Origin of the sequence: Bifidobacterium samirii (genome assembly GCF_003952945.1) — a bacterium.
GTDB lineage: Bacteria > Actinomycetota > Actinomycetes > Actinomycetales > Bifidobacteriaceae > Bifidobacterium > Bifidobacterium samirii.
In genome coordinates this window covers 1-18,577 of record NZ_QXGK01000024.1, presented here as the reverse complement: position 1 = coordinate 18,577, position 18,577 = coordinate 1, and the positions used below count along the sequence as shown (strand labels likewise).

The following is an 18,577-nucleotide window of genomic DNA, read 5'->3' as shown; positions in this document are numbered from 1 at the left end:
GCTCTCTATTCCCTAATTGCGATCGGTTGCGGATCTCAGCCGTTCTCGCGGCCCAGGTAGGAGCCGTCGGTGGTGTTGACCTTGACCTTGTCGCCCTCGTTGATGAACAGCGGGACCTGGATCTCGGCGCCGGTCTCGACGGTGGCCGGCTTGGTGCCGGCGTTGGAGCGGTTGCCCTGCAGGCCCGGCTCGGTGTGGGTAATCGTCAGGATGACGGAGGCCGGCAGCTCGACGGACAGCGCGGTGCCGTCGTGGAAGGACACGAGGCAGTTGGTGCCTTCGAGCAGGAACTTGGCCTGATCGCCCACGAGGGACTTCGAGATGTAGATCTGGTCGTAGGTGGTCATGTCCATGAAGACGAAGTTGTCGCCGTCCTCGTAGGAGTACTGCAGGTCGCGGTTGTCGACGGTCTCGAACTCCATCTTCATGCCCGCGTTGAAGGTCTTGTCGACGATCTTGCCGCTCAGCACGTTCTTGATGGTGGTGCGCACGAAGGCGGGGCCCTTGCCCGGCTTGACGTGCTGGAACTTCGTGACGGTCCACAGCTGGCCGTCCAGGTTCAGGACGGAACCGTTCTTGATGTCGTTGGTAGTCTGTGCCACGTTAAATCACCTATTTCACTCGCTGATGATGGAAAGCTTGAAAATAGCCTCGCCTATTATGCCATACCGTCCATACAGCCCGACCGCATGTCGCCCTCCGTTCCGTGGTATGGACGGGTCGTCCCCTCGCGCCCGTGGCCGGCGCGAGGGGACGACCCGTCCTCAAGGGCGGCCGCGGCCGTCAGTTGGTGCCGATGCTCATCGTCTCCGGCAGCGTGCTGCCGCCGTCGATGACGACCTGCGCGCCGGTGATGTAGCTGGCCTCGTCGCTGCCGAGGAACGCGAACAGCTCGCCCACCTCGGTGGGGCGGGCCAGACGTTTCATCGGCACGCCGACGGCGATGTCGGCGATCGCCGACTCCGGATCGTCCGGGTTCGATTCGACGGCCATCTTCTCGACCATCGGCGTGCGCGCGTAGCCCAGCTGCGAGCAGTTGACGCGGATGTTGCGGTCGGCGTACTCGACGGCGAGGCACTTGGTCAGGCCGACGAGCGCGGCCTTGCTCATCGCGTACGCGGCCTCGCCGGCGTCGGCGACGATGTCGCCGGTCACGGACGAGGCGATCACGATCGCGCCGCCGCCGTTGGACAGCATGTACGGGATCGTCGCCTGGCAGGTGTTCCACACGCCCTTGATGTTGACGTCGATGTGGAAGTCGCGCATTGCGTCGGGCATCTGCTCGAACGGGGCGAGACGGCACACGCCGGCGTTGCAGCAGGCGATGTCGATCGGGCCGAACGCGTCGGCGGTCGCCTTGGCGGCCTCGTCCATCTGCGCGCGGTCGGCCACGTTGGCGACGGCGGTGATGATCCGCGCGTCCGGGTACATGCCGCGGATGCGCTCGGCGGTGGCCTCGACGTCGGGCGACAGGTCGACCATGCAGATCCTCGCGCCGTACTTGGCGTACGTCTCGGCGATGCCTTCGCCGAGTCCCGCCGCGGCGCCGGTGATGAGGGCGACCTTGCCTTCGAGCTTGGGCTGGACCATGATGTTGCTCCTTTGCTGGTTATGATGGTTCCCGTTGCGGCATCGCCGCCATGCATCCCCAAGGTATCGGAGTCGGGCGATGCCGTCGCCGAGGCAGCGCCTCACTGCGCCGTGGATCCGACGACCGCGCAACACCATAGGCGTGCCATCGCGAAACGGCAAATTTGACAGACGACGTGTTCCGCTCACGACCGTTATCGGGGCGGAGTCTCGATGTTCTTGCGGCATACCCAAACACGGCAAGGGCATCGCAGCACGGGAGCCTCAATGCCGCATCATGGCATCTACCGTGATCCGTACTTCCGTGACGAATTGCATGCCACGGAAGCCTGTGCACATGGTCATCAGCGGTTCCGTGGCGGAATCCATGTCACGCAAGCCCGCATGCACGGTCATCGGCGATTCCATGCGCCGATTCTCCGTCAGGGAATGAGGGAATCGACGATTCCCGGACTGCGTGACAACAATCACGCCACGGAGTGCGAGAATCAGCGATTCCCGCATTCCCTGACAAACCACGTCAGCGCACAATCATTGAAATTGCAGCGTTTCCTTGATTCCACCGTCCTCGGGCGCCGGGGAGCGCCTGTCACGCAATCCCGGAATCGCCGATTCCCGCATTCCGTGACAAGGAATCGGCGCACGGAACGTCCCGGACACGAATCCGACTGTTCCGTGCGACGAATTCATGCCAGGGAACAACGAACCAGCACATGGCAGAGGCTCGCTACCAGCGGCCTCGATGGCATCGGGTCAACAACGAACCCGTACGCCATAGCAGAGGCAGACGGCTCCGACTGCACGTAGCGCGCAATCGAAAGAACGATGCGCGTGTCCATGGTGAGGTTTCGGACGCTTGCAACCTCACCGCGGACACGCAGACCGTTCGATTGCGCGCGTGTTACGAAGGAACGGACGCGTTCAGCATTCGACGACGTTGACGGCCAGACCGCCCTTGGACGTCTCCTTGTATTTGGCCATCATGTCCTCGCCGGTGTCCTTCATCGTCTTGATGGCCTGGTCGAGGGTGACGATGTGCGATCCGTCGCCCAGCATCGCCATGCGCACCGCGTTGATGGCCGTGTTCGCGGCCATCGCATTGCGTTCGATGCACGGGATCTGCACGAGTCCGCCCACCGGGTCGCACGTCAGGCCCAGATTGTGCTCGATGCCGATCTCGGCCGCGTTCTCCACCTGTTCGGGCGTGCCGCCCATCACCGCGCACAGGCCGCCGGCAGCCATCGAGCACGCCGATCCGACCTCGCCCTGGCAGCCGACCTCCGCGCCGGAGATCGACGCGTTGCGTTTGAACAGGTAGCCGATCGCGCCGGCTGTCAGCAGGAAGCGCACGACGCCGTCCTCGTCCGCGGACGGCACGAAATGCCAGTAGTAGTGGAGCACGGCGGGGATGATGCCGGCCGAGCCGTTCGTCGGCGCGGTCACGATCCTGCCGCCGCCGGCGTTCTCCTCGTTGACGGCCAGCGCGAACAGGTTCACCCATGCCGCGTCCGAATCCTCCAGCGTCGCGTCGATGCGGCGGCGGTCGCGGGCGAGCATGTCGCCGCCCGACGACAGGCGCCGGTACATCCTCGGCGCACGCCGCGGCACGTCCAGTCCGCCCGGCAGCACGTCCTGCGTGCTCGAACAGCCGTTGGCCACGCACGCGCGCATCGTGCGCCACACATGCAGCAGTTCGGCGCGCACCTCGTCGGCGGGGCGCATCGCGGTCTCGTTGGACCACACCACGTCCGCGATCGACAGTCCCTCGCGGCGGCAGATGGCGATCAGCTCGTCGCCGGACGCGAAATCGTACGGCACATGCGGGCCGAATCCGACCGTCGACGGCTCCTCCTCGTCGGCGAACGCGGTCCCCGCCGGCGGGCGGTCGTGGATGCCGATCATCGGATCGTCGACGCCGCCCCGGCGGATGAACCCGCCGCCGATCGAATACCAGACCTGCTCGTCGACCTTCTCCCCCGTCTCGTCATACGCCTCGAAGCGCATGCCGTTGGGGTGGGCGGCGAGCCGGCGCCACAGGTCGAACACCACGTCGTGCCCGTAGTCGAACGCGATGTCGCGCACGCCGGCCAGCCGCAGCGTGCCGGTGCGCTCGCACGTCTCGCGGATGGTCAGGACGTGGTCGGTGTCGACGGTGTCCGGCAGGTTGCCTTCGAGGCCGGCGACGGCGGCGCGGTCGGTGCCGTGGCCCATGCCGGTCAGGGACAGGGAGCCGTAGAGCACGGTGCGCACGCGCGCCACGCGGTCGATCAGGCCCGTCTCGCGCAGTGAGGACGCGAACGCGTGTGCCGCGCACATCGGTCCCACGGTGTGCGACGAGCTGGGGCCGACGCCGATCTTGAACATGTCGAGGATGCTGAACACGGTGGGTCCTTTCCGTCGTGCGGGCATGTATGGACTGTCGCGGCAGTTGCGCCGCCGTGCCATCGTACACGGCGGCGCGATGGCGTGCCGAATCATCGGGGTCCGTCGGCGCCGTCGCCGGCCCGACGGGACCGGTCAGGCCTGGATCGCGTCGACGGCGTCGATGACCGCGCCGCGGAAGCCGTCCTTCTCCAGCTGCGAGACACCGCGGATCGTGGTGCCGCCCGGCGAGCACACGGCGTCCTTCATCGCGCCCGGATGGGTGCCGGTGGCCATGTAGAGCGCGCCGACGCCTTCGATCATCTTCGCGGCCATCCGGTAGGCGGCGGCGCGCTGCAGACCGTACTTGACGCCGGCGTCGCCCAGCGCCTCCAGATACATGTCGGTGAACGCGGGCGCGCATCCGGCGATGGTCATCGCGATGGTCATATGGGCGGTGTCGACGCGTTCGATCAGGCTGATCGGCGCGAACAGCGCCTCGAAGACCGCGGTGCCGCGTTCGTCGAGCGTGTTCGCGGCTTCGGTGACTAGCACGCCCTTGCCGACGGCCATCGGCGTGTTCGGGATCGTGCACTGGATGCGCATCCGGTCGGCGGTCTCGCCGAACAGCGTGCGGTAGCGCTCCAGATCCCATCCGGCGGCGATGGACACGACGATGCGGCCCGGCTCGGCGAGCGTGCCGGCCAGCGGGCCGACGACCGACTCGATCTGGTACGGCTTGATCGCCACGACGACCACGTCGGCCGCGGCGGCGACCTCGGCCGCGTCGTGCAGCGGCGTCACGCCCAGCTGGGCGGCGGTGCGCTCCAGCTTGTCGTAGTGGGCCGCGCAGGCGACGATCCGAGCCGGCGCGACGACGCCCGCGTCGACGAGGCCCTTGGCGATGGCCTGCGCCATGTTGCCGTAGCCGATGAATCCGACGGTGATGCCGGCGAGGCCGGCGGCGTTCGTGATGTCTTCCATGATGGTTCCCTTCCCTTGCGTTCCTTTGGTTGTCCGGATGCGACCTGTCTAAAACAGGCCTGCGAGGTCGCCGCGGTCGAGCGCCTCGCGGTACAGGCGGGCGAACACCCGGTCGCCGTGCAGGCCGTCGTGTTCGAACTCGTTGGTGACCCAGTAGTGGGAGCGACCCACGCGGCTGAGCGTGTCGAGCTGCATGCCCGAGTCGACGTACATGTCGTCGAAATAGACGGCCGCCTGCAGCGGCACGTCGTTGGCGGCCAGACGGTCCGCGTCATAGATGCGGCCGAAGCGCGTGTCCTCCATGAGCAGGTCCATCGCCGCACGGTACGGGCGCAGCGCGGTCTCCTCCTCGAACATCCACGGGAACATCGCCTCGCCGGTGAAGGCGAGCGGACGGCGGTCCTCGGCGAATTCGGGCATCGTGTCGCGCACGCGCTGCGCGGCCCAGCGGATCGGCTCATCCAGCTCGCCGTCGGCGTAGATGAACTCCTGCAGCGGCCAGTACAGCGGACGCGACGACGTGGCGGACATCACATGGTCGACGAACTCGTCGGACAGCGCCGACCCACGCGACGCGACGCCGTCGTCGGCGACGAACGCCTCGTCAAGGATCCAATGCACGCGTTCGAAGCTGAGCTTCATGCCGAAGTCGGAGCCGAGGCACTGCAGCCGGCGCACGGTGAACGGGTCGCCGTTGGCCATCGTCACGCCGCCGTCGGCCAGCAGGTCGGCGACCATGCCGACACGTTCGACGTCCTGCGGGTAGCGCTCGTAGTACTGGGCGGTCTTGGCGAGCATGCGCGGGAACGTGTGCTCGTACACTTCGGTCGCGTCGGCCGGCACATGCGGGATACCGCCGGTGGTGAAGCTCGCGGCCACGCCCTCGGGGAAGAACGACAGGTAGGTGAGGGTGAGGAAGCCGCCGTAGCTCTGGCCCAGCGTCACCCACTTCGCGCCGCCGAACTCGGTGCGGCGCAGATGCTCGAAGTCGCGCACGATCGAATCGGCGAGGAAGCGCTTGAGATAATCGGCCTGCGATCGGGCTCCGGCGGGTGCGAGGCGGGTCATCGCATGCGAGTCGATGCGCGACGAACGGCCCGTGCCGCGCTGGTCGGGCAGGATCACGCGGAAATGACGGATCGCTTCGGCAATCCAGCCGTCGGACGAGGGGTTGAGCGGGCGCGGACCGCAGCCGCCCGGACCGCCCTGCAGGAACACGAGCAGCGGCAGGTCGTCGTGGATGCGCTCCGGCGCGCACACCACACGGTAGAACAGGCTGATCGTCTCGCCGTCGAACGCCTTGCCGGGCTCGTTCCCGGTCCAGTCGAGCGGCACCCTGATCGAACGGTCCTCGACATGCAGTCCCGGAACGTAGTATTCGGCAAGCAGCGTCACATTGGCTCCCTTCGCGAAGGCTCTCTACCTCCGTCCATTCCACCGTCGCCGCCGGACAACGCCGGGCCGATCCGCACGCCATCGCCCACCATCCGGCCACTCCGTTCATCCCGTTCATCCCGTTCATCCCGTTCATCCCGTTCATCCCTGCGCATGATGCCGGCTCCGCCCCGCCCGCGGTAGCCTTGAACCGCTATGACTCGACTGATACGACCGACCCGCATCGCGCACTGGCTGCGCGCGCATACGCTGGCCGCCGACGCGCTCGGCACCGTCTGCTGGGCGCTGTTCTTCGCGTTCGCCTACGTCGGCACCGGCATCGCCGGTTCCCCCGGACTCCTGTTCACCTACGACGAGCCGCTGCCCCAGCTCGCCTGGTCCGTACTGCTGCTCGTGCCGACGGCGCTGCGCCGGTGGCGGCCGCGCACGGCGGTCCTGCTGTTCGCCGCGATCGTCGTGCTGCATCTGGTCTTCGGCCCCACGCTCATCCTCACCGACCTGTTCGCCCCGTTCATGCTGTATGCGGCGATCGTGCACGGCGAGCCGCGCGACACGGTCCCCACGATCGTGCTGTCGTTCGCGCTCGCCGCGCTGGCGGCTGCGGTCATCACGTGGGCGGCCGACGCCGGCCCATTGATCGATCCGGACATCCGCGCCTCCGACCTGCAGTACTATCTGGCCGAGGACGGGTCGTACGTCATCGAAAGCTGCGCCCTGTTCTATCCGGCGCACCGCATCACCGGCCAGTGCGCCACATACTTCTCCGTCGGCACGCTCGGCACGTTCCTCGCGATCGCGGTGTGTCTGGCGTCGGCGATCGTCGTCGCGTTCTGGCAGCGCGCACAGCTCGTCACCATCCGCATGATGCAGGAGCGCAACGCGGCCATCGAGGCGGGCGAGGCCGAGGAGCGGCACATCGCCGCACTGGCGGAGCGGGCGCGCATCGCCCGCGACATGCACGACGTGGTCGCGCACACGCTGTCGATCATCATCGTCCAGTCGGACGGCGGCCGGTACGCGGGCGCGCACGATCCGGCCGTGGCGCGCAGCACGATGGAGACGATCCGGCACGAGTCGGAGCGCGCCCTGCACGACATGAAGCGGCTGCTGGGCGTGTTCGGCGGATCCGCGCACGCCGACTACGCCGACATCGACGCGCTGGTCGGCCAGGCGCGCGACGCCGCAGCCGACGGCAGCATCGTCCGGCGCGTCGGCGGACCGTCGGCGCCCATGCCGCAGCGGCTGTCCGCCGACGCCGGCGTCGCCGCCTACCACGTCGTCCAGGAGGCGTTGACGAACGTGCGCAAGTATGCGGGGCGGGGCGTGCACGTCACGATCGACGAGACGTGGACTGCCGATTCGCTGACGATCGCGGTCGTCGACGACGGCCGCGGCGCGTCGTCGACGCTCGACGGCCACAAGCCCGGCTACGGGTTGCTGGGCATGCGCGAGCGCGTCGGGGCGGCCGGCGGCACGGTGGACGCCGGTCCGCGCGTCGGCGGCGGCTTCGCCGTGCGCGCGACGCTGCCGCTGGCAACGACCCGGACAACGCCGGACCGGCCGGAGGCGGGACTGGCGGAGGCCGCGGCGACGGCCACGGCTGTGCCTGCGGCGATGCCCCTAGCGACGACCGCCGGTATGACGGCAGCCACGAGCGCCGCCGTCACTCCCGCCAAGCCCATGCCGGCCACGCCGATGGGTCCGATGGGGGCTCCTTCAAGCGTTCCCGCAGGAGACCCGATGGGCGGATCGGCGGCGGGTCCTGCGGCCGAGCCGGCGACGGGCCAAACGGCTGGGACGACGGCGAACCCGATGATGCCCGTTGCCGTTCCGGCGTCATCCGCGGCATACGGTTCCGCTCCGGCCGATGGAGCACCGGCAGCCGGAAACACCGATCGGCGACCGTCGTTCCACCGGGATGTCCCCCGGTCCGGCGACGGCGCGTCGGCATCCATGCCGTCGGGGGCGCGTCCCGATGCGTCGGACCGTGGGTTCCGGGTATCGGACGGCATACGGACCGCTGCCCCCGTGTCGATCCCGCGTATCCCCTCGTGGCGGGAGGCGGCGGAGCGGTTGCATCGCAGGCCGCTCGTCCAGGCGGCGGCCGAAGGCGGCGCGGAGTTCAACTGGGTGGAGCGCCTGTCGCGCTGGACGCAGCGGCATTATCTGGCCACGGACGTCATGCTCACGACCGCCCTGTTCCTGTTCTGTCTGGGCACGCCGCCGTCGATATTCGACTGGGGCACGTCCGTGTCGGCGTACGGCCGCGCGCTGGACATCCTGATCGTGGCCACGTCGACGCTGCCGCTCATGTTCCGGCGGCGGTTCCCCGAGACGACGGCTGCGGTCACGGTCGTGTTCGCGCTGGTGCAGCTGGTGCTGGTCGATGAGATCCTCGTCACGAACATGTTCTCGCTGTGCGCGTTGTATTCGGCGGTCATGTACGGGCGTGAACGCGCCTGGCGCTGGACGGGCGCCTCCTCGCTGCTCGTGTCGCTGACGGTGGGGTTCAAGGTGACGGTGTCGATGGCCGGATATTCGACGATCGCACGCTGGCTGCTGCGCTCCCCCGATTTCGAGATGAGCGCGGCGCCCACGATGGTCGGCCGGGTGTTCAATCTCGTCATGTGGAGCGGCATGGTGTTCGCCATGTGTCTGGCCATGATCGCGGCGGCGCGCTGGAGCCGGTCGAGCGGTTCGAACGCGCTCGTCCTGCAGGCGCGCGAGGAGGCGCTGCTGGCCGAGCAGGCCAAGCAGCGCGTGCTGGCGGCGAACATGGAGCGCGACCGGATCGGCGCGAACATCCAGACCGAGGTGAGCGAGACGCTCACGCGCGTCATCGACCAGGCCGCGTCCGGCATCCGCATGCTCGACGAGGCCGCCGCGCGCGGCGTGACGCCGTCGGCGCAGGAGATCGGCGACGAGTTCGCCGCGATCGGTCGGCAGGGCCGTGCGGCGCTCAAGCGGATGCGCGAGCTGCTGGGCGTGCTGCGCGAGACCGGGTTCAGCGACGAGGCGCACGAGCATCGGCAGCCGGACATGCGGTTGCGTCCCGCGGCCTCGCTGGACGAGCAGCTGCGCAACGCCGCCCCGGTGACGGCCGTCGGCGCGACGGCTCCGCGATGACGTCACGTTAGACCATTCGTATGCGGGTTGCGACGTGGACAGGCCGTTCTGCGTCGCAACCTGCATACGACGCTGGACTTATGCCCTGATTGCGACGCCTCGGGCGGTCCGCTTTGCGACGCAATCCGTATGGAATCGCAGTCCGGCATACCGGTTGCGACGCTGGCCGGACTGTTTGCGACGGGATTCGCATGGGTGACGTTGTTCGTTTACAGATTGCGACGCGGATGGTCCAATCCGCGACGGGATTCGTAAGATTCACATCGGTCATATACGGATTGCGACGCTAGGCGGTCGGTTTGCGTCGCAATCCGCATGCGGATGACGACGACCAGTCAGACGAGACGGTTGTCGTAGGCGAAGACGACGGCCTGGACGCGGTCGCGCGCGTTGATCTTGGCGAGGATGTGCGCCACATGCGTCTTGACCGTGGGCAGGCTGATGTACAGCTTGTCGGCGATCTCCTGATTGCTCAGCCCGTGCGCGATCTCGATGAGCACCTCGCGTTCGCGGTCGGTGAGCAGCTCGAGTTCCGGATCGGTGTAGAAGGCCGGCTGCGCGTCGGTTGCGGCGGACGCCTGTCCGGGGAGCGTCGTTCCGGGGGCCGGCTGCACGGGCGTCGCATGACCGTAGCCGCCGGCCATCGGCGCCGACGGCATACCGGCTCCCGGTCCGGCAGCCGTGGTTCCCGCCACGGCGCCGCCATGCGTGTAGCCGTCCTGCATCATCTTCTCGATGAGCCGCTTGGTGGCGCTCGGCGCGATGATCGCGTTGCCGTTGAACACGGTGCGGATCGAACTCAGCAGCGTCTCCGGTTCGGTGTCCTTGAGCAGGAATCCGGATGCGCCCGCGTTGATCGCGGCCATCACGTACTCGTCGAGGTCGAACGTCGTCAGGATGATGACGCGCGTCGTGCGCACCGGCGTGGTCGTGTTCGCCGACGATGCGCCGGTCGGTCCAGCCGCGGCGGCCGTCATGCCGTTGATCATGCCGGTCTGCGCGCCGACGACCGCACCGGGTGCACCGATCGCGCCGAATCTGGCGTCGGCCGCCCCGGCGACGCCGCCGGCGGCCGGGGCGAGCGCGCTGATGCGCCCGGTCGCCTCCAATCCGTCCATGCCGGGCATGCGCACATCCATGAGCACCACGTCGGGGCGCAGCGTCTCGGCCAGTGCGACCGCCTGCGCGCCATCGCCGGCCTGACCGACGACCTCCATATCCGGCTGCGAGCCGATGACCATCGCGAAGCCGGCGCGTACCAGCTCCTGATCGTCGGCGATGACGACGCGAATCCTGTTGTGTTCGTTCATGCCCTCCACTGTATCCCGTCTACGACGGACATCCGGCCCGCCGACACCCTGAACGTTCCCTGAATCATCACGACGGCACGATGCCATCGTCACGCCGCCGTCATGGCTGTTTCATACGAATTGCGACGCGAACGGATCCACCAGCGTCGCAATCCGCATGCAACGGACGCGAATCTTACGAATAGCGACGCGAATCAGCCCGTCCGCGTCGCAATTGGTATGCAACGGACGCAAATCTTACGAATCCCGTCGCAAACAGTCCGTCCAGCGTCGCAATCTACATGCCGGACTGCGGTTCCATACGAATCACGACGCACGATGATGCGACGAGGGCCCGGGCGCCCGGTTCCATCGGAGGAATCGGACACCCGGGCCCTGTCATATCGACCGGGCGGAGACCCGGTCCCGGATCAGGCCTCGGCGAGCGCCTCGACCGGGGGCGTGCGCACGGCGCGGCGGGCGGGCGCGACGCTGGCGACGAGCGCGGCGATCGCGGCCACGGCGAGCACCGTGCCGTTGGCGGTCCATTCGAACGGGAACACGACCTGACCGTACAGGCTGAACACCATGTAGGAGCCGAGCCAGCCGAACAGGGTGCCGACGATCACGCCGACGACGCCGGCGACGAGCGACAGCAGCAGCGCCTCGACGGCCAGGGAGCGGCGCAGCTGGCCGCGGGTCATGCCGATGGCGCGCAGGGTGGCCGATTCGCGGGTGCGTTCGATGACGGACAGGCTGAGCGTGTTGGCCACGCCGACCAGGGCGATGAGCACGGCGACGGCGATCAGGCCGACGAGGAGCGCCATCATCGCGTTGATGCTGTTCTCCCAGGTGGCGCGTTCGGCGATGGGGCCGGTGACCTGCACGTCGGCGGCGCCGGAGAACGCGTTCTGCACGCCGCTGAGCGTGTCGTTGAGCGTGGTGCCGGCCTTGTCGGCGTCGACGCTCATGAGCAGCATGTGCATGTCGGCGGCGAGGCGATGGTCGGTGAAGTGGTCGGCGGAGACGAAGGCGACGAGGTCGTAGCTGCCGGAGACGCGGCGGAAGTCGGCCTGGACCGGCTTGAGGGTCAGCGGCTGGCGTTCGGCGGCGGTGCCGGCGGACGAGTCGGCGGAGTCGGTCGAGTCGGCGCCGCCGCTTTCGCCGCCGGGGTATTCCTCGGTGAAGGTGGCGTCGTCCTTGCCGAACGCGATCTTCTTGCCGCTGAACGCCGAGTAGGTGGACATGATCACGTCGTCGCCGTCGATGGTCGCCGAGCCGAGGTCGGCGTGCATGACCATCTTGAGTTCGTCCACGCTCCTGACGCCGACGAGCAGCACGCTGAGCGCGTCGCCGTCCTTGTCGGTCGTGTAGCGCAGGGTGGCCGGCGCGTACACGGCGTGCGTGACGCCCTTGACCTTGCCGGCGTCGTCGGCCTGTCGTTCGGTCATGTCGCTGCCGATGGCGACCATGTCGACGCTGTAGCGGGTGGCGAGCGCCTCGCCCATCGTCTGCTTGGCGCTGGTGGCACCGGTGGCGATGGTGGCGACGAGGGTGACGCCGATGAGGAGCGCGGCGCCGGTGGCGGCGACGCGGCGCGGGTTCTTCTGGATGTTGGCGTGGGCGATCGTGGCGCTGGGGCCGACCTTGGCGACGATGCCGCCGACGCCGCGCATGAGCCGGGGCATCCAGAACGCGGCGGACAGGACGAGCGCGACGAACACGAGCGCGCATCCGCCGATGGCGGCGAGCAGGACGAGCGAGTAGTTGCCGGTGGCGAGCGAGTCGCGGCCGGCGGTCATCTCGTGGATCTGCCATGCGGCGAGCGCGGCGGCGATCACGCCGATGAGCGCCATGGCCACGGAGGCGATGAGGCGGATGCGCCCGGCGCGGCGGGTGTCGGTCAGTTCGATCGGGCGCAGCGCTTCGAGCGGGGTGACGGCGGTCGCGGACCGGGCGGAGCCGATCGCGGCGAGGACGGTGACGACGATGCCGAAGGCGAGCGGCACGACGAACACGGGCCAGCTGGCGACGAACCGCATGTAGAAGCCGGTGGCCTTCATCAGGCCGGACGCGCACAGCGCGGCCATGAGCCCGCAGCCGGTGACGGTGCCGAGGATCGAGGCGACCAGGCCCAGCACGCCGGCTTCGAACAGGACGGATGCGTACAGCTGGCCCTTCTTCGCGCCGATGGTGCGCAGCAAGGCGAGGGTGCGGCGGCGCTGGGCGACGAGCACCTGGAAGGTGTTGGCGATGACGAGCGCGGCGACGAGCAGGGCGAGGATGCCGAAGCTGAGCAGGAACGTGGTGAACACGCCGGTGCCGGCGGAGTCGGTGAGTCCGTCGACCATCATGCGGTCGAGTTCGGCGCGGTCGATGAGCCGGTAGTCGTCCGGCAGCAGCACCTCGACCTTGTCGATGGCCTGCTTGGCGGCGATGTCCGGCCGGGTGCCGTCGGCGCCGGCGCCGGGGATGTCGAGCAGGTATGAGAGGCAGATGATCTCGTCGAACGAGCCGACGCCGTTCATCGCGGCCATCGCGTCGTCGGAGAGGACGGATGCGCCGCCGTAGTACGAGTAGGAGCCGTCCGGGTCGTCGGTCAGGCCGGTGACGCGCAGGGTCATGGGGTCGGCCCAGAGGGAGGTGACGGTGACGTCGTCGCCGATGCCGACGCCCAGCTGGGAGGCGACGCCCTTGGGCAGGGCGATGCCGCCGTCGCCGTCGGGCTGGGCGCCGTCGGCGACGTCCACCGGCAGCAGCTTCGCGTCGGCGGACGTGGCGACGGCCATGCCGCTGACGTGCACGTCGCCCTTGGAGACGACGATCTGGGCCGTGGCTTCGGCGCGCACGCCGGCCACGCCGTCGACGGCGGCCATCTGGTCGAGGTGGAAGTCGCCGACGGTGCGCTCGTACGCGGTCTGAATTCGTTCGTCGGATGCGTCGGAGGGCAGGTCGGCCATGACGGAGAAGTTCGCCTCGCCGTACTGGGCGGTCCTCTGGCGGGCGAGCGCGTCGTTCATCGAATTGCCGAACAGGAACGTGGCGGCGATGAACGCGGTGCCGATGAGGATCGCGATGCCGGCGGGGATGAGCATGCGCATGTTCCTGCGCATGAGCTTGAGCGTGATGGAGAACATGACGGAGCCTCCTTAGCGGCCCATCGCGCGGGTGGCGCGTTCGCGTTCGGCCATGAGCAGCGCGTTCATGCGGTCGGCTGTGGGCGCGTCCTCGTCGGCGACGATGCGGCCGTCGGCGAACACGATCGCGCGGTCCGCGTACGAGGCGGCGACCGCGTCGTGCGTGACCATGATGATCGTCTGGTTCAGCTCGCGCACGGAGCTTTTGAGGAAGCTGAGCACTTCGGCGCTGGACACCGAGTCGAGGTTGCCGGTCGGCTCGTCGGCGAAGACGAGCGACGGCTTGGAGATGAGCGCGCGGGCGATGGCGACGCGCTGCTGCTGGCCGCCGGACAGTTCGTTGGGGCGATGGTCGAGGCGGGAACGCAGGCCCAGCGTGTCGACGAGCATGTCGAACCAGGCGCGGTCCGGCTTCTCGCCGGCGAGCGTGAGCGGCATGACGATGTTCTGTTCGGCGGTGAACATCGGCAGCAGGTTGAAGCTCTGGAAGATGAAGCCGATGCGGTGGCGGCGCAGCAGGGTGAGCTGGTCGTCGTCCATGCGGGTGATGTCGGCGCCGTCGAACACGATGCGGCCGGACGTGGCCGAGTCGAGGCCGGCGAGCGTGTGCATGAGCGTGGACTTGCCCGAGCCGGACGGGCCCATGATCGCGGTGAAGCGTCCCTTCTCGAAGCGCACGTTCACGCCGCGCAGCGCGTGCACGGCCGTGTCGCCGCTGCCGTAGTCCTTGACCAGGTCGATCGCCTCGATGGCGGTCGGATTGCCGTTGCCTTCCATGATGAAGCCCTCTCGTCGTACGTGCCGGGGCGCTTCCCCGGCTGATGATGCCACGGTACGCCGGCGGAGGGGTGCGGCGGCATCGTGCGGCGGGCTGAACCGCGGCGGGCATGACGAGGCCCCGTCATCCCGAAGGATGACGGGGCCGGTCGGGGTCGTGCCGGGAGCGACGGTCCGGGGTCGATGGGCCCGGCGGGCCGACGGGTCGGCGGGCAAGCGGGTCAGCGGGCCAGGCCGGAGGCGCGCACCGCCTCGAACGCGCCCTTGAGGTCGTCGAGGATGTCCTCGATGTTCTCGGTGCCGATCGACAGGCGGATGGTGCCCTGGTGGATGCCCTGGTCCTCGAGCTCCTCGGCGGTCTCCTGCGAGTGGGTGGTGGACGCGGGGTGGATCACCAGGCTCTTGGCGTCGGCCACGTTGGCCAGCAGGCTGAACAGGTGCAGGTTGTCGATGAAGACGCGCGCCGCGTCCTTGCCGCCCTTGATGTCGAACGTGAAGATCGAGCCGCCGCCGTTCGGGAAGTACTTCGTGTACAGCTCGTGGTCGCGTCGGCCTTCGATGCTCGGGTGGGACACGGATTCGACCTCGGGCACGGTGCGCAGGTAGTCGACGACCTTGAGCGCGTTCTCGACGTGGCGTTCGACGCGCAGGGACAGCGTCTCGACGCCCTGCAGCAGCAGGAACGCGGCGAACGGGCTCAGCGTGGCGCCGGTGTCGCGCAGCAGGATCGCGCGGATGCGGGTCACGAACGCGGTGCCGCCGAGCGCCTCGTAGAAGTTCAGACCGTGGTAGCTCGGATCCGGCTCGGTGAGGGTCGGGAACTTGCCCGGCACGGCGGCCCAGTCGAAGTTGCCGCCTTCGACGATGACGCCGCCGAGGGTGGTACCGTGGCCGCCGATGAACTTGGTGGCCGATTCGACCACGACGTCGGCGCCGTGCTCCAGCGGGCGGAACAGGTACGGGGTGGCGAACGTGTTGTCGACGATCACCGGCAGATGGTGGCGGTGGGCGATCTCGGCGATGGCCTCGAAGTCGGGCAGGTCGGCGTTCGGGTTGCCGAACGTCTCGAAGTAGACGAGCTTCGTGTTCTCCTGGATCGCTGCCTCGAAGCTGGACGGGTCCTCGGTGTCGACGAAGGTGGTGGTGATGCCGTCGCGCGGCAGCGTGTGGCGCAGCAGGTTGAACGTGCCGCCGTAGATGTTCTTCGCGGCGACGATGTGGTCGCCGGCCTGGGTGATGTTGCGCACCGCGTATTCGACGGCGGCGGCGCCCGAGGCGACGGCCAGGCCCGCGGTGCCGCCTTCGAGGGCGGCGATGCGGTCCTCGAACACGCCCTGCGTGGAGTTGGTCAGACGGCCGTAGATGTTGCCCGGGTCGGCCAGACCGAAGCGGGCCTCGGCGTGGTCGAAGTCGTGGAACACGTAGCTGGTGGTCTGGTAGATCGGCACGGCGCGCGCGTCGGTGGCCGGGTCGGCGTGCTCCTGGCCCACGTGCAGCTGCAGGGTCTCGAAACGGTAGTTGTGCTTCGCGTCGCTCATGATCGTCTCCTTCATGGGTGGGGTGTTCGTGTCGTTCTCCCCCGCCGGCCGGTCCGGTGCCGCCGGCCCGTCGGGGTTGCTGGTTTCACAGGCTACGGGGACGACGCGCCCCGACGCAAGCCGGACGTTATCGCCGTTGCCTATACCCCCTTATCAACCCTTGCGGCGATTGGGTTCCGGGGCGGTGGGGAACGTCGGAAAACCTCGTCCCGGCGCCGCGACACGCCGTATTCGGACGGCCGGAGCGCGATTCGGAACGCGGACGGAACGCGCATCCGGCCACGAGCCGCGCTACAGTCGTGACCGTCCTCAACGAAAGGCGAAAAGACCATGAGCGAAGACGTCGTTCTCTACGACCGCAACCCCCTGTACATTCCCCGCGTCGCCGCCGTGCACGACATGTGCGGCTACGGCAAGTGCTCGCTGACCGCGGCCATCCCGATCCTGTCCGCGGCCGGCTGCGACGTGTGTCCGGTCCCCACCGCGCTGTTCTCCGCACACACCAAGTACGAGACGTTCACGTTCCACGACACGACCGACATCCTGTCCGGCTATCTGGATGCGTGGCGCGCCGAGAACGTGGATCTCGACGGCGTGTATTCCGGCTTCCTCGGCTCGGCCGATCAGGTGGCGCTCATCCAGCGTCTGTACCGCGAATACCCGCACGCGCTGCGTCTGGTCGACCCGGTCATGGGCGACGGCGGCGTGATGTATCCGACGTACACGGCCGAACTGTGCGAGGCGATGGGCGCGCTGGCCGACGGCGCCGACGTGCTCATGCCGAACCTGACCGAGGCGTCGATCCTCACCGGCCGCGACTATCAGGGCCAGGACCTCGACGATGCCGCCGTGGACGTGACGCTCGACGCGCTGCTCGCGCTGGGCGCGAAGAACGTGGTGCTCAAGGGCATCGACCGCGGCGACGGCCTGCTGCGCAACTACGTCGCCTCGGCGTCCGTCGGCGTCGCAGGCAAGCTCGAACTGGCCCACGAGAAGCTGCCGTACATGATCCACGGCACCGGCGACGCGTTCGCGTCCGCCCTGTGCGGCGCGGTCCTCGCCGGCCGCGGCCTGGGCGAGTCGGCGCACATCGCCGGCGAGTTCGTGCGCGACGCGATGGCCAGCACCCGCAACCAGCCGAACTTCGAGGAGCGCGGCGTGAGCTTCGAGCTCAACCTCGGCGCGCTCACCGGCCTCGTGCGCCGCTGATCCCGTCCGCTGCGCATTCGTTTCCGACCCGGCCCCGGAGGCCGGTCATGCCGTTCCATCGCATGACCGGTCTCCGGGGCCGCCGTGCATCCCGGCCGCCCCGACCGACGGCATCCATCCGACCATTACGACCAACCGACCGCCCGGCAGTGTCCGGACGGAGCATCATTCCACCGGTTTGAGCGCGATGCGCCGCTTCGAGACGAGCCGCTGCGGGTCGAGATAGTCGTCCTTGGACCGTCGCACGCCCCAGTGCACGCATGCGTCGTCGCAATGGTCCGACTTCCCGTCCGACCGGGCGAACGGCTCGCCCCGGAGCACCGACGCGCCGACGTCCAGATCCGTTGCCGCCGGCTCGAACGACGACGTCATGCCGTTGCCGTGGTTGAGGCTCACGACCGACTTGCCGCCGACCTTGCCGGCGAACGACACCGTGCCGTCGGCCGGTGCCGTCAGCTCCGTCCCGGCCTCGGCCTCCAGATCGACGCCGCGATGGCCGGCGAGCCATCGCTGCTCCGGTTCGTCGAACGGCGACGTCACCTTGGGCCGTTCCACGGGCCATGTCATCACCGTCGTGCATCCCGTTTCCGGTACGGCATCATCCGCCCGCACCGGCATCCCCGTCATGCCGCCGGTCAGCGTGCAGGCGAGCGCGCCGGTCGCACAGAGCGACGCGGTCATCATCCGCCGTCGTTCGTCCCCTCGGCGGCGTTCCCGCTCCCGCCGGCGCATCCGCTCCCGTCGACGCGCGTTCATGCGTTCCTCGGACCTGTCCATCGTTCCCCCGTTTCCCCGTGCGACCGCGCCCGTGCCGATCGCCTTGACGACTGCGAGGGTTTCTCCCCCGAGCCGTGACTCCACCTTGCCGTATGGGAGGGAGCCGTGTCCAGCCGGATCGGGGTATGTGGTCGAAAGCTCCGAGTTATCCACATGCCCGCCGATATGTTGTCCGGAACCGGAACCGATGGTATGCGTCGCCGCACAGCCGGCGGCGCGCATCATGGAAAACAAAAAGCCCCTCGGTCTCCCGAGGGGCTTCGCATGGCTCCTGCGACTGGGCTTGAACCAGTGACCGTCCGATTAACAGTCGGATGCTCTGCCAACTGAGCTACGCAGGAATATTCAATTATCAACCGGAACCGGAGTCCCGACCGAAGCTCCTGCGACTGGG

General features: G+C 68.5%; 13 protein-coding genes and 1 tRNA gene. 2 read left to right on the top strand and 12 right to left on the bottom strand.

From position 1 onward, the window contains the following. Positions 1-35: 35 nt before the first annotated feature. The 6 genes from efp to D2E24_RS09385 all read right to left on the bottom strand — a co-directional run bounded on the left by efp (position 36) and on the right by D2E24_RS09385 (position 6,330). On the bottom strand, positions 36-602 hold the full coding sequence (gene efp / locus D2E24_RS09405; protein ID WP_125969075.1) for an elongation factor P: 567 nt from the start codon (positions 600-602) through the stop codon (positions 36-38). Positions 603-783: 181 nt separating this feature from the next. Beyond that, a complete protein-coding gene (gene ucpA, locus D2E24_RS09400; RefSeq protein WP_125969074.1) occupies positions 784-1,590 on the bottom strand; it encodes an SDR family oxidoreductase UcpA in 807 nt (268 codons plus the stop codon). A 264-nt stretch (positions 1,591-1,854) separates the two neighbouring features. Beyond that, positions 1,855-1,998: a hypothetical protein gene (locus tag D2E24_RS10380; protein ID WP_164521088.1), complete on the bottom strand. Its 144-nt coding sequence runs from the start codon at positions 1,996-1,998 to the stop codon at positions 1,855-1,857. A 513-nt stretch (positions 1,999-2,511) separates the two neighbouring features. After that, entirely contained in the window at positions 2,512-3,972 is a 1,461-nt protein-coding gene (locus D2E24_RS09395; RefSeq protein ID WP_164521087.1) for an L-serine ammonia-lyase, read from the bottom strand. A gap of 135 nt (positions 3,973-4,107) precedes the next feature. Further along, positions 4,108-4,935, bottom strand: coding sequence for a pyrroline-5-carboxylate reductase (proC, locus tag D2E24_RS09390; protein WP_125969073.1), 828 nt, complete (start codon positions 4,933-4,935; stop codon positions 4,108-4,110). Positions 4,936-4,983: 48 nt separating this feature from the next. Further along, complete coding sequence (locus D2E24_RS09385) at positions 4,984-6,330, bottom strand: alpha/beta fold hydrolase (RefSeq protein ID WP_125969072.1); 1,347 nt, start codon at positions 6,328-6,330, stop codon at positions 4,984-4,986. Positions 6,331-6,525: 195 nt separating this feature from the next. Between D2E24_RS09385 and D2E24_RS09380 the strand changes: the two genes are divergently transcribed. Continuing rightward, positions 6,526-9,456, top strand: coding sequence for a sensor histidine kinase (locus D2E24_RS09380; protein WP_125969071.1), 2,931 nt, complete (start codon positions 6,526-6,528; stop codon positions 9,454-9,456). Positions 9,457-9,791: 335 nt separating this feature from the next. Here the strand turns inward: D2E24_RS09380 and D2E24_RS10735 are convergent, their stop codons facing one another. From D2E24_RS10735 to D2E24_RS09360, 4 genes are all read right to left on the bottom strand, one after another. Next, positions 9,792-10,766, bottom strand: a complete 975-nt coding sequence (locus D2E24_RS10735) for a response regulator (RefSeq protein ID WP_125969070.1) — start codon at positions 10,764-10,766, stop codon at positions 9,792-9,794. A gap of 410 nt (positions 10,767-11,176) precedes the next feature. Further along, entirely contained in the window at positions 11,177-13,882 is a 2,706-nt protein-coding gene (locus tag D2E24_RS09370; protein ID WP_125969069.1) for an ABC transporter permease, read from the bottom strand. Between the two features lie 12 nt (positions 13,883-13,894). Next, on the bottom strand, positions 13,895-14,659 hold the full coding sequence (locus tag D2E24_RS09365; RefSeq protein WP_125969068.1) for an ABC transporter ATP-binding protein: 765 nt from the start codon (positions 14,657-14,659) through the stop codon (positions 13,895-13,897). 221 nt (positions 14,660-14,880) lie between these two features. Beyond that, positions 14,881-16,197, bottom strand: a complete 1,317-nt coding sequence (locus D2E24_RS09360; protein WP_125969067.1) for an O-acetylhomoserine aminocarboxypropyltransferase/cysteine synthase family protein — start codon at positions 16,195-16,197, stop codon at positions 14,881-14,883. Positions 16,198-16,527: 330 nt separating this feature from the next. On the opposite strand from D2E24_RS09360, the gene D2E24_RS09355 reads away from it, so the two are divergent. Beyond that, entirely contained in the window at positions 16,528-17,406 is an 879-nt protein-coding gene (locus D2E24_RS09355; RefSeq protein WP_125969066.1) for a bifunctional hydroxymethylpyrimidine kinase/phosphomethylpyrimidine kinase, read from the top strand. Positions 17,407-17,571: 165 nt separating this feature from the next. Here the strand turns inward: D2E24_RS09355 and D2E24_RS10665 are convergent, their stop codons facing one another. Together D2E24_RS10665 and D2E24_RS09345 are read right to left on the bottom strand one after the other, a co-directional pair. Beyond that, positions 17,572-17,961 carry a M23 family metallopeptidase gene (locus D2E24_RS10665; protein ID WP_241222949.1) on the bottom strand — a complete coding sequence of 130 codons (390 nt, stop codon included), beginning with the start codon at positions 17,959-17,961 and terminating at the stop codon, positions 17,572-17,574. 487 nt (positions 17,962-18,448) lie between these two features. Then, positions 18,449-18,524, bottom strand: a tRNA-Asn gene (locus D2E24_RS09345). Between the last annotated feature and the right edge of the window lie 53 nt (positions 18,525-18,577).